Origin of the sequence: Sphingopyxis bauzanensis (assembly GCF_002205675.1) — a bacterium.
In the GTDB taxonomy this organism is placed as follows: Bacteria; Pseudomonadota; Alphaproteobacteria; order Sphingomonadales; family Sphingomonadaceae; genus Sphingopyxis; species Sphingopyxis bauzanensis.
Window position 1 is genome coordinate 702816 of sequence record NZ_NISK01000001.1, and the last position, 13716, is coordinate 716531.

The following is a 13716-nucleotide window of genomic DNA, read 5'->3' on the forward strand; positions in this document are numbered from 1 at the left end:
ATCGCGCTTTTTTTGGGGGAGGGAAGCGGTCAGCGGACTTGATCGAGACCGTCAGCTGGCCCGATGCTCGCCGCGTACCCAGCGCACCGTGCCCGACGATGCGCGCATCACGACGGTTTCGGTGGTCATCACCCCGTCGCGGCGGTGCTTGACGCCGCGCAGCAGCGACCCGTCGGTGACCCCGGTGGCGGCAAAGATCACGTCGCCTTTGGCCAGATCTTCCAGGTCATAGACGCGGTCGAGATCCTCGACCCCCCATTTCGCCGCGCGTCTGCGCTCGTCGTCGTTGCGGAACAGCAACCGGCCCTTGAACTGGCCGCCGACGCAGCGCAGCGCCGCGGCCGCCAGCACGCCCTCGGGCGCGCCGCCGCTGCCCATATAGATGTCGACATTGGTGTCGGGGTTGGTCGTCGCGATCACCCCGGCAACGTCGCCGTCGGGGATCAGCGCGACGCCGCAGCCGAGTGCGCGCAACTCGGCAATCATCGCTTCGTGGCGCGGGCGGTCGAGCACACACACCATCACGTCGGCGGCGGTGCAGCCCTTTTCCTTGGCGACGGCTTCGACATTCTGGCGGATGCTGTTGTCGAAATTGACGATGTTCGGCGAATAGCCGGGGCCGACCGCCAGCTTGTCCATATAGACGTCGGGGGCGTTGAGCAGACAGCCTTCTTCGGCGATCGCCAGCACCGCGAGCGCGTTGGGGCCGGCCTTGGCGGTGATCGTCGTGCCTTCCAGCGGATCGACCGCGATGTCGATCTTCGGGCCCTTGCCCGGCGCACTGCCGACCTTTTCGCCGATATAGAGCATCGGCGCTTCGTCGCGTTCGCCCTCGCCGATGACGATGGTGCCATCCATATATAGCGTATTGAATGCGGTGCGCATCGCTTCGACCGCGGCTGCGTCGGCGGCTTTCTCGTCGCCGCGCCCGATCAGCTTGGCGGCGGCGATCGCCGCGGCTTCGGTGACGCGCACCATTTCGAGTACGAGCACCCGGTCGAGGTTGCTGCCGCTGGTCGTCATGTCCGCTGATCTCCGTCTTTGGTCTTGCCTTGCCGCCCCGGTCGGGCATGGTGCGCGCCATATGGCCGGTCGCACCGCTTGTCGAGGACGCTTCGCCCGAATCGGAGCCGCTACCCTGCTAGCGTGCGTCATCCCCGTGACCGGACAAGCACAGGTTCAAGGTCCGCCCGCGCCGCCGCCGCCGCGCAACGCCGAAGCCGCGGCGGCCAATGCCAAAGAGCTGGTCGACCCGATCCGCCGCTGCAAGCCCGCCGATGACGGGTCGATCAATGTGTGCGGCACCGATACCGAACGTCACCGGCTGACCCCTGAATTGCGCGCGATCGCGCAGGAGGGCCGTGAAGCGCCGCCCAGGCTTCCGCGCGCCGAGGCGAAGGCGATGAGCCTCGACAAGCTGCCTTACAACTGGATATCGATCGGCGGCCGGATGAAACCCGGCCCCGAATATAACGCGCTTTACGAACAGGCAAAGCGCGCGACTGATCCCGAAACCGGCCAGCCGCCGCCCGAACCCGAGCTTTAGGCGAAGATCTCGCTTGCCGCCGCGGCAGGCTCGCTCGTTCGATAGAAGCCGGCAGGGATCAGGATCTGGCCGAGGAAATAGAGCGCGAACAACAAAATCCAGCCAAGGCTCATCATTGTTTCGGCAAAACTGCTAGGGGCATTGTTCAGGATGATCGCGCCGTGCACGACGATCAGCGCCGCCGCGGCAATGCCATAGGGCAGGCCATAGAGGAGGTAAAAGCCGAACAGCCTGGCTTGTGCCGTGCCGGTGCGGCGCCACGATTCGGCGAACGCCGACACCGGTTCCAGGCTGCCGCGGCTGCCCATGATCGCGCCCGCCAGACAAAAGCGCGCCGCGACCCAGCTGCCGACCAAAGTCACTAGGAGCCGATAGACGGCCATCGCGATAGCGAGCGGATCGCTGCCGCTGACGACGGCTGCGGGGCCAAGCACGAGCAGGGGGGCGGCGGTGAGCAACCCGAAACCGATGGCAAGGATCAGATTGGCAATCAGGTAAGCGAAACCGGCAACCATGCCGAACATGATCTCGGACAAATAACCTTCGCGCATCTCGGCCAAAAGGCCGTTCCACGCGGCCTGCATCGATCCCGCCACGATCACCGCGACGATCGCGAGCAGATACAGCGGCCCGGTGAACGATCCGCCGATCCGGTACGACCATGGATCGGACAGGATCGCCATGACCGTGCGCAGGCTGAAAATCGGCTCACTCGCGAGCAACAGAAATGGCACGACCACGCCCAGCGCGACATAGGCCGCCAGCATATTGCGATGCGCTGCCGCCAATGCCCACGCGTCGGCCAGTCCGCGCCGGATATTGATGTCCATCTTTGCCCCCCGTTTCCCGGTCAACGGGGTAACAAGGCGCGCAGCAATATCAACCGGGGTTAAAGCGCTAGTATCGGCATCAGCATCGGCGTGCTGACAACATGGTCCGACCCCGCCAGGATCGCCAGCGCCGCATGGATCGCGCGCGCCGGACCTGCGTGGGTGACGAGCACGATGACGACGCCATCCTCCTCGTCGGTGCCGCGCTGGATGAAGCTTTCGATCGACACCTCGGCATCGCGCATCGCGGCCGCGATTTCAGCGAGGACACCGATGCGGTCCTCGACGATCAGGCGGACATAATGTTTGCCAATGCGCGCGCCTGCGTCGGCGACCGGCGCGGCGTCGAGCGAATCGACCGGCATCGCAAAGGCGGGGCCGTATTCATCGCGCGCGATGTCGATAATGTCGGCAACGATCGCCGACGCCGTCGGCCCCGCCCCCGCGCCCGCGCCCTCGAAGAATAGCCGCCCGACAAAATTGCCTTCGGTGACCACCGCGTTGAGCGCGCCTGGAACATAGGCGAGCGGATGGTCGGCGGGGACCAGGCACGGCTGGACATGCTGGTACAGGCCATCTCCGTTCCGTTCGGCCATGCCGATCAGGCGGACGCGGTGCCCCAGCGCTTCGGCCTCGCGAATATCGGCAGCGATCAGGCCGCGGATGCCGTCGGCGGCGACCGCCCCGATGTCGAGCCTTGTACCGAAGCAGAGCGCGGCCAGGATCGACAGCTTGTGCGCGGCGTCGATGCCGTCGACGTCGAAGGTCGGGTCGGCCTCGGCATAACCCTCGGCCTGCGCCGCGGCGAGCGCATCGGCAAAGCTCGCGCCATTCCGCTCCATTTGCGTCAGGATGTAATTGCAGGTGCCGTTGAGGATGCCGTAAACACGCGCAATCTCGTTCGCCGAAGCACCCTCGCGGATCGCCTTGATCACCGGGATACCGCCGGCGACTGCGGCTTCATATTTCAGCGGCGTGTCCGTTTCTTCGGCGAGTCGTGCGAGATCCAGCCCGTGATGCGCGATCATCGCCTTGTTTGCGGTGACCAGCGCCTTGCCCGCGCCGAGCGTATGGCGCGCCAGCGTCAGCGCCGATCCATCGGCGCCGCCGATCATCTCGACGACGACATCGACATCGTCCGCCGCGACCAGCGCGTCCATGTCGTCTTCCCAGCGATAGCGCGACAGGTCGATGCCGCGGTCCTTGTGCCGATCGCGCGCCGACACTGCGACGATCTCGATCGTGCGCCCGGCGCGGCGCGCGATCAGATCGCGGTTGGTTTCGAGCAGCCGCACGACGCCGCCCCCGACAACCCCGATTCCCGCAAGCGCCACACGCAGCGGCGGACGGGGAGCGGTCGGGGCGGGATGGGGCGACATGGGGGACTCCGTATTAGGCGCGGAGCCACGCCCCGCCGGTGCGAGCGCCCTATCGGCTTTTGCCATGGAAACAACCCCGGCGCGATTTGGCCGCGGCGAAGCTGATCTTTATCCGACCGGGGGCTTACGTGTGCGGGAGCATTCGCCGAGTGCGCCCAGCACGATGCCATAGTCTGACGCCGCCTTGCGGCGATCTTCTGGCGCGGTGCCTGCCAGCTTGCTGAGCGGCAACTGGCGTGGCAGCCCGCAAGCAAGTCGATACCAGGCGAGCGTATTGCGCGCCGGCACCGCCGCCGATCCGTCGACGATTTCGCCAAACGCTGCGGCCCAGCGCCGCGACCCGTCGGCGGCGGTCAAAATGGTCAGCGACACCGGCTCGCCGGTGCTGGTGTTGAGGAACAATTGTGTCTCGCCCTCGCCAGGCAAGGTACCGGGGACGTGGAAGCCGTTGGCGATGCCGGTGATCGCGGGCGGAGCGCCGGGCTTGACCAGTTCGGTCAGCACCGCGCGCAACTGCGCCTCGGTCGCAGCGTCCCACGGAAGCTGCGCGTCGGGGGCAACCAGCCGGACGCTGCCGGTGCTGCTGCGGCCCGCCGCGGCGCCCGCGACGGGCCGGGCAAAGAGCAGGACCGGCTGTTTCTTTTTCAGCTTTGGCGATTTGCCGCGGGCATCGAGCGGCAGGTCTACCAGATAGGCGATCCGCGATGCCAGGGGTCCCGACCCGCGAATCAGGCTGACGACGTCGGCTTCGACGTAGAATCGGCTGTGGCCCGCCGCGACGCCCGGCGCCCGCGCCGGTTTGAGCGCCACCGCGCTGTGAATTCGGGCATGGAGCACCATCGGTGCAGCGGCGGCCAGATCGGCGATGTCGGCATAGCTGTATGGGCTCGCTGCCGCCATGGGTGCCGCCGCCTGCATCGCGGAAACGCCAGAGAATCCGGGGGTCAGGGCCAAAAGTCCGGCAATCGCGGCCGACTGATACACGCGCATGGTCGATTACTTTCCATCGTTGTTGACACCGGTGGCGGTGCGTTGGTCCCCATCATGGGACATGCCACATTAACCGCTGATAAAGGGTTTGCGAACTTGCCGCCACCGCGATAGGACGGGCGGCGAAACGTCCGGCAAAAACATAACATGCCGGACGAAGCTCCGCCGGGTCTGTGGAACGCATCGGAAATCATCCGGGCATTTGGCAACTGAACCCGTCGGGTGGGAATTGGTGTCAGGATGATCTAGCAAGGAGCGTCGTCCCTGAATGGCTTATGGTGATAATGTCGACCCTAAAAGCAGGGTGGTCTCGATCGTCTTGGTGGGCTTTTTGACGGCGATGATGGGCTACGGCCTCGTCAACGGCCTGAATATCAGCATCGTCAAGACGATTGCCGAAAAATTGGATGTGGTGGACGTCGAAGAACCGCCGCCGCCGGAAGAACCGCCGCCGCCGCCGCCGCCGGACAATGTCCTGCCGCCGCCGCCCCCGGTCGTGACGCCGCCGTCGCCGTTCCCGCCGCCGGTTTCTGCGCCGCAGATCCAGTCGGTCCGCGAACCTCCGCCGTCGCCGCCGCCGGCTATCTATGTGCCGCCGGCGCCGCCGGCGCCGCCGCCGACGCCCGATCTGAGTGCCGCCGGTTCGCCGCGCGGCAACCCGGGTCGCTGGGCAACGAACGACGACTATCCGGCGCGCGCCATGCGCGAAGAGCGTGAAGGAACGACGGGTTTCCGCGTTACCTATGGCGCCGATGGCCGGATTACTTCGTGCGACGTGACCTCGTCGAGCGGTCATGCCGATCTTGATGCCGAAACCTGCAAACTTATCACGCGTCGTGGCCGGTTCAATCCGGGCAAGGATCGCGCGGGTAACCCGCAGGGCGGCACCTACAGCAATCGTATCCGTTGGCAGATCCCGCGCTGATTCAGCGTGTGATCGCCGATCATTCGAATTTTACCGAATTTCTTGAGAGGGAATATCCATTATGTTTAATCTGATCGCAAATGCCGCTGCGGCGGCACCGGCCCACGACGTCGGCCTCACCCTGATGCCTGCGGCGCTGTGCGTGAAGGAAGAAGGCGCCAGCCCCTACGGCATGATCCCCGCGCTGTGCGACGGCGGCATCGTCGGCCAGCTGACCTTCCTTGTGCTGCTGATCATGTTCATCGGCACGCTCTACATTCTGTTCACCAAGCTGTTCGAACAGAATAAGGTGATGAACCAGGGCAAGGCGGTCGATGCCAATTTCTGGCGCGCGCCGACGCTGGCCGAAGGTGCAGCGAAGCTGGAAAAGAACAGCGCCTATCGTCAGGTTGTCGAAGACGGCCTGCGCGCCAACGAAGAGCATAACAAGCTGACCGACCCCGTCGAAGCGCATGACTGGATGCACGGCACGCTCGAGCGTTCGCAGAACCACATCAACTCGAAGCTGAATGGTGGCCTTTCCTTCCTCGCAACCGTCGGTTCGACCGCTCCGTTCGTCGGGCTGTTCGGTACCGTTATCGGTATTCTGCGCGCCCTCGTTAAAATCGGTGCGTCGGGTCAGGCGTCGATCGACACCGTCGCCGGACCGGTCGGTGAAGCGCTCATCATGACCGCCATCGGTCTGATTGTGGCGGTCCCCGCGGTGCTTGCGTTCAACTGGCTGCAGAGCCGCAACAAGTCGATCGCCCGCCGCCTGTCGACCTTCTCGAACGATATTCTCGGTTCGATCATGTCGAATGGCCAGGTGAAGCCGGTCATGACCGGTCCGGCTCCGAAGGCTGCCGCTCCGGCCGCTGCGCCGAAGAAGGCCTGAGGCGATTTGGGGATTTCCGCCCTGCGCCGGAAGGCGGGGGCGGAATCCACTGGACAGGGTGAGCGTGGCTATGCGGCCTGCAAGCCCGATGTCCGTGACATGAATTTTAGTGACAGGATACTGATCCTATGTCGATGAGTGTAGGTGACAAGGCGGGCGAAGATGCCCCGATGTCCGAGATCAACACGACCCCGCTCGTGGATATCATGCTCGTGCTGCTCATCATCTTCCTCATCACGGTTCCCGTGGTGCTGGAGACGGTGAACCTCGAGCTTCCCGACGTGGCGTTCGAGGTGACGACGACGAAACCCGAAAATGTGCTGTTGTCGGTCCGCTCGGCGGATACCGATGGCGACGGCCTGCCCAATCCGGAAAGCACCGCTTGCGAAGTCTATTGGGGCCAGACCCCGGTCGATTCCAAACAGTTGCTGGAACGCGGGCAGACCAAACTGGAACAGCTGATCGAGGATATCGGCGGCGTCGAGAATATCACCGAGGATAATTTCCCCGAAGTGCATATCCGCGGCGACGTTGCGACCCCGTACCAGTGCATTGGCGGCGTGATCTATACGATGCAATATGCCGGTTTCCAGAAGATCGGGTTCATCTCCGAACCTGCTGCTGGGTCGGGCACGGTCAGCCGCCTGTAAGGGTGTCGGCGATTTTACGAATGAAGGAATAACCCTATGTCGATGTCAGTCGGAGAACGGGACGACAATGAACCGATGATGGACATGAACACGACGCCGTTGATCGACGTCATGCTCGTGCTCCTCATCATGTTCATCATCACCATCCCGGTCCAGACCCATGCGGTAAAGATCGACCTGCCGGTACCGACCGACAGCCAAAGCAATGTCGATCCCGAAAAGAACAAGGTGATGATTGATCCCGCCGGGACGATCACCTGGAACGGCGCGCCAATCGATCTGGCGCAGCTGGCGCAATATCTGGAACAGACTAAGGCGCTGCCGGTCGAACCCGAGTTGCAGGTCCAGCCCGATCCCTATGCGCGGTATATCGTCGTCGACAATGTGTTGGCGGTGATCAAGCGCAGCGGCGTCGGCAAGCTGGGCTTCGTCGGTAATGAACAATATTCCCGCGTCTTCTGATATTTGATCGGAGTCGTTCGGCAGAATAGTTAGGGCCGCGAAGCAATTCGCGGCCCTTTTCTTTTGACGGTGCCCGGATGGCGGCTGGCGACCAGTTGTTGCCATGACCGATCCTCCCTGGAACGTGGAGGATCGGTTTCGCCCGCGCCGCACCTCAAATCTACCATAGAAGCTTGGAACTTGCCGCGAATAAGGGCATCGTCCTCTGCGAAGGGATCGAGATCGCCGCTACGGCGTTCTACGTCCGAACCGTCACTTGGGGAGCAGAATATGATCAAGCCACCATATGCGAAAACCTGGTCAATTCCGGCCGCCACACTGATCGGCGCGCTGGCGCTCGCGGGCTGCGCCAATATGGGCAAGACGCCGACCTCCAAGCTGCCGGTCCCCGACGCCTATGCCAATCTGGTCGATGCGCGCGGCGCCGACCGCGGGCGCGTCGACATTTTCAAAGACGGCAGCGGGCTGCGGCTCGAACTCGTCGCGCGCGGCTTTGGTGCCGGTACCTATGGCATGCATGTCCACGCCACCGGCCTATGCGATGCCCCGAAATTCACCACTGCCGGCCCGCACTGGAACCCGACCGCGGCACAGCATGGCCGCGAGAACCCGATGGGCGCGCACCATGGCGATCTGCCCAATCTGGTCGTCGAACCCGACACCATCGGCCGCGCGACGCTGCAACTGGTCGGCACCCGCCTGATGGGTGAGGGCGCGATGCTTGACGCCGATGGCGCCGCGTTCGTGATTCATGCCGGTCCCGACGACATGAAGACCGACCCCAGCGGCAACAGTGGTGACCGCATCGCCTGCGGCGTGATTATGGCTGCCCCGGCGGGCTAGTCACCCGCCGGTCAAGCGACGGCGCGGGTCAAGCCGCGGCGCGTTCGACGATCGTCGCTTCAGCCTGCGGCACCGCGCGATACGCATAGAGCAGAAGGATCAGCGCGATCGGCGCTACCCCGATCAGCGACAAAATACCGGTGCGTAGGTCGCCGACAGGCTTGCCGTCGACGATTGTCCCCGCCAGATCCGAAATCTGCCCGACCATATAGGGGCCGAACGACAGCCCGACCAAGGTCGTGCCCAGGAAGAAGGCGGCGGTTGCTGTCCCGCGCATCCGCGGCAGCACCAGATCCTGCGTCGTTGCCGCAGCAGCGCCGAGGGCGGTCGCGCCGAACATCCCGGCAAGGAAGTTCATCACATAGAACAGGCTTGTATTGTCGGTCGTATAGCCGACCCAGATCGGCACAATCGGCGCAACGACGCCAAAGATGATCATCAGGATCCGTCCGGCCGGGTTCTTTGCGCGCAAGGCGTCGGCGATCCGGCCACCGATGATTACTCCGATAAAGCCGCTGATCGCGCCGTTGGCGCCCAGCCAGAACGCCAGCTCCTGCTTGGGCAGACCCAGCACGATTTCGGCATAGGGCGCCGACCAGAAAGCGAGGGCATAGGCGGCGAGTGAAACCAGTCCATAGCCCAATGTCGTGCAGATAAACGCCGGGGTGCCCCAGATCAGCCGGAAGGTCGCCGTATCGCGCGCGCGCAGCGTGCAGGCCCAGGAAAACACGGCATAGTAGCCCAGCCCCACCGCCGACCATTGCGGCAGATTGCCGGTCAATTCGATCATCCACCAGGCAAAGGCGGCGATCGCGGCGGCAAAGCCGATATTGATCGCCAGCGCCGCGGGGCCACGCTGCCAGGCGCCCATCAGCGTGAACGGTGGGACGATCGTCGACAGATCCTGCGCAAACTGACGGAAGGGCGCGGGCGAACTCGGGCTCGCCACGCCGTCCATCGCGCCGCGCACGGGTTCGCGCAGTGTTGCCACCCATAGCGCGACGAGCAGGCCGGGAATGCCGACCGCCAGGAACGCCGCTTGCCAGCCGACCAGATCGAGCGGGCCGCCGCCGGGATAGGCCTCGTTCCACGCCTTGACGATCAACGCGCCAATGAACAGCGACACGCCGCCTCCGATGTAAAGCCCCGACGAATAGATCGCGAGCGCCGTCGCGCGCTGCTTTTTGGGAAAATAGTCGGAGATCAGCGAATAGGCGGTCGGGCTCGCGGTCGCTTCGCCGACACCGACCCCCATGCGGGCAAAGGTCAGCGTCATCTGGTCGCGCGCAAAACCCGACAAGGCGGTCATTGTCGACCAGAGGGCGAGGCCGATCGACAGCAATTTAACCCGGCTCCAATTATCGGCCAGCCGCCCCAGCGGGATGCCGAACAGCGCGTAGAAGACCGCAAAGGCGGCGCCGCCGAGGAAGCCCATATCGGCGTCGGTCAGCCCCAGATCGGCCTTGATGTCGACCGCCAGGATGCTCAGGATCTGCCGGTCGATGAAATTCAGGATATAGACGACGACCAGCACCGACAGCACGTACCAGCTGTAACCGGTCGCCTTGGGCTCGTGAAATCCCGGCGCTGCGGCCGCGTTGGTTTCGCTGGCGGTCTCGGCCATCTGGCAACCCTCTCCCTGACCCACTATCTGTTATGACGCATGGCTAGCAGAGCCGGAAAATGGCGCAAGTTGAAAGTCGGTTCAACTTTACCGCGAAAGGACCAGGATGCGCGCATACAGACCTGATGGCCCCGCGATCCTGTTCCTTTGCCTCGGCAACATCTGTCGCTCGCCACTCGCCGAAGCGGCGGCACGCGTCGCTTTCGCCAATGCGGGAATCTCAGCCACGCTCGATTCTGCGGGGACCGGCGACTGGCATGTCGGCCGACCGCCCGACCGCCGCGCGCAGGCCGAAGCGCGGCGCCGCGGCACGGACATTTCGGACCTGCGCGGCCGGCAATTGGCCGCCGAAGATTTTTACCGCTTCGACCTGATCCTCGCCGCCGATGCGAACAATCTGCGCGAAGCGCGCGCGCTCGCACCGTCCGACGCGACGGCGCGCCTGCGACTGATGCTCGACCTGGTGCCGGGCCGCCGCGGTGAGAGCGTGACCGATCCCTATTATGGCGCCGACGACGGCTTTGCCGAAACCTGGGCCGATGTCAGTGCGGTCGCCGCGGCGCTCGTCGCCGAAAGGTCGAGCGGATAGCGTGAGACCGGATGATAGCGCGAGCCGCCATGCCCCATCTCGCTTTCGTACAGGATGACGTGATCGAAGGCGAAGGATGCGCTCGCCAGATCGCTGTGCAGCGTCAGGAAGGGTGCGACCGGCCCCGCCGATCGGTTCAGCCGCGCCAGCGTGATATGCGGCACAAAGGCGCGCGTTTCGCTCTCAACTCCGACGCGCGCGAGCGATTGATCGACCTTGCGCTTCAGCGCCGCGAGCGGCGCCAGGGGCTCGACCCCTGCCCACACCGTATGCGGGGTGTCCCTGCGGTCGAATAGCCCGACCCCCGCGATCCGCGCGCTGATCGCGGGAGCGTGGAGCGCCCCCAATGCAGCGGCAATATCTTCGGCACGGTGCCGATCGACTTCGCCGATGAAGCGCAGCGTCAGGTGGAGCTGGTCGTCATCCTGCCACCGCGCCGCCGAAATACCGTGCATCGCGGCGCGCAACAGCGCCCGGATCGGTTGCGGTGGCCGCAGCGCGACGAACAGGCGATGGCTCGACATGGCACGGCGAACATAAGCATTTGCCACCGAGTAACCACCCAAAGTTGCGCGATTTCCGGTTTCGCTTGAAAGCGGACAGAAAAATCACGATATTGCCCTCTACGGTCGGTATGGGCTGGCCGGTGATGGAGTAATGACAATGGCGAATTGGAACGACCCCAATATGGCGGCTTCCGGTTTTGGGGCCGGCGCGAATGCAATGGACCAGGCCGTCGATGCCGGCCTGCGGTCGTACATGCTGTCGGTTTACAATTATATGGGCTCGGGCGTGCTGCTGACCGGCATCGTCGCGATGCTGGCGTTTCAGTCGGGCTTTACCGCTTCGATGGTCGGCACGCCCCTGATGTGGGTGGTGATGTTGGCGCCGCTGGCGTTCGTGCTGGTGCTCAGCTTTGGTATCAACAAGCTGTCGACGGCCGCCGCGCAAGTCCTGTTCTGGGTCTATGCCGCGGTGATGGGCCTGTCGATGTCGACGATCTTCCTGGCCTTTACCAGCACCTCGATCGCGCAGACCTTCTTCGCGACCGCGGCGGCGTTTCTTGGGCTTAGCCTCTATGGCTACACGACCAAGAAGGATCTGTCGGGCTTCGGCACCTTCCTGATCATGGGCGTTGTCGGCCTGATCGTCGCGATGCTGCTCAACACCTTCGTGTTCCAGTCGGGCGCGATGGCGATGGCAATCAGCGTCATCGGCGTGCTGATCTTTGCAGGCCTCACCGCCTATGACACACAGAAGATCAAGAGCATGTATTTCTATGTCCGCGGGACCGACTTTGTCGGCAAGTCGGTGGTGATGGGCGCGCTGACGCTCTACCTCGACTTCGTCAACATGTTCACCTTCCTGCTCAATATCCTGGGCAGCCGCGAATAAACGGACGGACAGACGCGAAACAAAGGAGCCCGGCGAAGCGATTCGCCGGGCTCTTTCTTTCTGAGGGGGAGGGGGCGGCGATGAAAGCCATATGGAGCGCGGTTGTTGCGGCGGCGATACTGGTGGCGATGCCCGTGGCGGCACAGGAAAGCGCGAGCTGCGCGGTCGAGCGGCGCACCGATGGCGATCTCAAAGCCTTTGCCGGTCGCTATTTTGCCGACGCTGACAAAGCCGCAATCGACGCGCTGATCGCATGTCTGGGAGACCCCGATTCGGCGGTTCGTGACGATTTTGCCTTTGGGCTATGGACGCAGGGGTTGCGCGGCAAGCATCTGAAGCCGGACGGGCTGCGTCATGCGGCCGCGCGGCTGACCGCAATCCTTGCGGCATCCGACGACGAGGTCGGTTTTCACCGCCCCTTTGCGGCGTTGGCGCTGTCCGAAGTCGCCCGCGCCGACCGGGTTGAACCCTTTCTGACCGAGGCCGAACTTCACGCGCTCGCCGAAACCGGGACGACCTACCTGCGCGGTGTGACCGATTATCGCGGTTTCATCGCGGGGGAGGGCTGGCGGCATGGCGTCGCGCATGGCGCCGACCTGTTGATGCAGCTGTCGCTCAACCCGCGGCTGACGCGCGCTGATGCCGACCTGTTGCTGGGCGCGATCGCGGCGCAGGTCGCGCCAGCGGGGTCGCACGCCTATGTCCATGGCGAGGCACGGCGGCTCGCGCGGCCGCTATTGTTCCTCGCAAAACGCACTGACATCGACGATGCGGGGTGGGCGGCATGGTTTCAGTCGCTGCATCCGGGCGAAGTACCGCGCTGGAAAGCACCCTACGCCAGCGCCGAAGGGCTGGCGGCGATCCACAACAGCAGCGCATTCGGCGATGCAGTCTATGTCGCAGCGAGCGAATCGCAGGATCCGCAGGTCCGGCGGCTTGCGCCGCTCGCCGCCGGATTGCTCAAGGCACTGCCTTAGGCAGGATTTGCCGCCTGCATCTCGGCAATCAGGGCATTGTCGATCTCCTTGGCCCGCTTGTACGCCGCCCGTTCGCGCAGCGGCGCGACATAGGCTTCAAACGCCGGACGCGACGCGATCGTACCGAACTGCAGTCCCCAGTCGACCTGGCTGCCGACATAGACATCGGCGGCACTGAAGCAGTCGCCCGCGACGAACGCCTTGCCCGCGACCGCAGTCTCAAGCGCGTCGAGCGCGGCAGGTAGCGAGCCGAAGCCCGCCGATCGCTGCTGGTCGGTATCGGGTTCGATACCAAAATGCTTGGCGGTGATCGCCTGTTCGACCGGCCCCGCGGTGAAGAACAGCCAGCGGTAATAATCGGCGCGATCGGCGGGGGCGGGAGCCAACCCGGCATCGGGGAAGGCATCGGCCAGGTAGGCGCAGATCGCCGCGCATTCGGTCACGACCTTGCCGTCGTGGACGATTGCCGGAACCTTGCCCATCGGATTGACCACCAGATAGGCTGGGTCCTTCATCGTTGTGCCATAATCGAGGATGCGCGGCTCATAGGGCGCGCCGACCTCTTCGAGCATCCAGCGGACAATCTGGCCGCGCGACATCGGGTTGGTATAGAAAATCAGTGCGTCGGCCAT

Annotated in this window: 16 protein-coding genes; 9 read left to right on the plus strand and 7 right to left on the minus strand. The window is 64.3% G+C overall.

What is annotated here, in order from left to right:
• Nucleotides 1-51: 51 nt before the first annotated feature.
• The gene (gene glpX, locus CDQ92_RS03490; RefSeq protein WP_088439981.1) at nt 52-1023 is read right to left on the minus strand and encodes a class II fructose-bisphosphatase; all 972 of its coding nucleotides are present in this window, start codon (nt 1021-1023) and stop codon (nt 52-54) included.
• Between the two features lie 136 nt (nt 1024-1159).
• Here glpX and CDQ92_RS03495 point away from each other — a divergent pair, with 136 nt between their 5' ends.
• A complete protein-coding gene (locus CDQ92_RS03495) occupies nt 1160-1546 on the plus strand; it encodes a hypothetical protein (protein ID WP_229667221.1) in 387 nt (128 codons plus the stop codon).
• Here CDQ92_RS03495 and CDQ92_RS03500 read toward each other — a convergent pair.
• The 3 genes from CDQ92_RS03500 to CDQ92_RS03510 form a co-directional block, all read right to left on the minus strand.
• Complete coding sequence (locus CDQ92_RS03500) at nt 1543-2376, minus strand: hypothetical protein (RefSeq protein WP_088439983.1); 834 nt, start codon at nt 2374-2376, stop codon at nt 1543-1545. The genes CDQ92_RS03495 and CDQ92_RS03500 overlap by 4 nt on opposite strands.
• Before the next feature lie 59 nt (nt 2377-2435).
• Nucleotides 2436-3755, minus strand: a complete 1320-nt coding sequence (locus tag CDQ92_RS03505) for a homoserine dehydrogenase (RefSeq protein WP_088439984.1) — start codon at nt 3753-3755, stop codon at nt 2436-2438.
• A 108-nt stretch (nt 3756-3863) separates the two neighbouring features.
• Nucleotides 3864-4745 (minus strand): hypothetical protein, encoded by an 882-nt coding sequence (locus CDQ92_RS03510; protein ID WP_088439985.1) that lies wholly within the window; start codon nt 4743-4745, stop codon nt 3864-3866.
• Between the two features lie 268 nt (nt 4746-5013).
• On the opposite strand from CDQ92_RS03510, the gene CDQ92_RS03515 reads away from it, so the two are divergent.
• The 5 genes from CDQ92_RS03515 to CDQ92_RS03535 all read left to right on the plus strand — a co-directional run bounded on the left by CDQ92_RS03515 (nt 5014) and on the right by CDQ92_RS03535 (nt 8499).
• Entirely contained in the window at nt 5014-5670 is a 657-nt protein-coding gene (locus tag CDQ92_RS03515; protein WP_088439986.1) for an energy transducer TonB, read from the plus strand.
• A 61-nt stretch (nt 5671-5731) separates the two neighbouring features.
• Nucleotides 5732-6544 (plus strand): MotA/TolQ/ExbB proton channel family protein, encoded by an 813-nt coding sequence (locus CDQ92_RS03520; protein WP_188682303.1) that lies wholly within the window; start codon nt 5732-5734, stop codon nt 6542-6544.
• Nucleotides 6545-6672: 128 nt separating this feature from the next.
• On the plus strand, nt 6673-7194 hold the full coding sequence (locus CDQ92_RS03525) for an ExbD/TolR family protein (RefSeq protein WP_088439987.1): 522 nt from the start codon (nt 6673-6675) through the stop codon (nt 7192-7194).
• Nucleotides 7195-7230: 36 nt separating this feature from the next.
• The gene (locus CDQ92_RS03530) at nt 7231-7656 is read left to right on the plus strand and encodes an ExbD/TolR family protein (RefSeq protein ID WP_088439988.1); all 426 of its coding nucleotides are present in this window, start codon (nt 7231-7233) and stop codon (nt 7654-7656) included.
• Nucleotides 7657-7926: 270 nt separating this feature from the next.
• Entirely contained in the window at nt 7927-8499 is a 573-nt protein-coding gene (locus CDQ92_RS03535) for a superoxide dismutase family protein (RefSeq protein ID WP_229667223.1), read from the plus strand.
• 28 nt (nt 8500-8527) lie between these two features.
• On the opposite strand, the gene CDQ92_RS03540 is transcribed toward CDQ92_RS03535, so the two are convergent.
• Entirely contained in the window at nt 8528-10123 is a 1596-nt protein-coding gene (locus tag CDQ92_RS03540; RefSeq protein WP_088439989.1) for a spinster family MFS transporter, read from the minus strand.
• A 106-nt stretch (nt 10124-10229) separates the two neighbouring features.
• On the opposite strand from CDQ92_RS03540, the gene CDQ92_RS03545 reads away from it, so the two are divergent.
• Nucleotides 10230-10712, plus strand: a complete 483-nt coding sequence (locus CDQ92_RS03545) for a low molecular weight protein-tyrosine-phosphatase (RefSeq protein ID WP_088439990.1) — start codon at nt 10230-10232, stop codon at nt 10710-10712.
• Here the strand turns inward: CDQ92_RS03545 and thpR are convergent.
• Nucleotides 10625-11236 (minus strand): RNA 2',3'-cyclic phosphodiesterase, encoded by a 612-nt coding sequence (gene thpR / locus CDQ92_RS03550; protein ID WP_088439991.1) that lies wholly within the window; start codon nt 11234-11236, stop codon nt 10625-10627. The two genes, CDQ92_RS03545 and thpR, sit on opposite strands and share 88 nt — an antisense overlap.
• A 139-nt stretch (nt 11237-11375) precedes the next feature.
• Between thpR and CDQ92_RS03555 the strand changes: the two genes are divergently transcribed.
• Together CDQ92_RS03555 and CDQ92_RS03560 are read left to right on the plus strand one after the other, a co-directional pair.
• Nucleotides 11376-12107, plus strand: a complete 732-nt coding sequence (locus tag CDQ92_RS03555; RefSeq protein ID WP_088439992.1) for a Bax inhibitor-1/YccA family protein — start codon at nt 11376-11378, stop codon at nt 12105-12107.
• A gap of 80 nt (nt 12108-12187) precedes the next feature.
• Nucleotides 12188-13084 (plus strand): DUF2785 domain-containing protein, encoded by an 897-nt coding sequence (locus CDQ92_RS03560; RefSeq protein WP_088439993.1) that lies wholly within the window; start codon nt 12188-12190, stop codon nt 13082-13084.
• Here the strand turns inward: CDQ92_RS03560 and CDQ92_RS03565 are convergent.
• On the minus strand, nt 13081-13716 hold the full coding sequence (locus CDQ92_RS03565) for a glutathione S-transferase family protein (protein WP_088439994.1): 636 nt from the start codon (nt 13714-13716) through the stop codon (nt 13081-13083). The genes CDQ92_RS03560 and CDQ92_RS03565 overlap by 4 nt on opposite strands.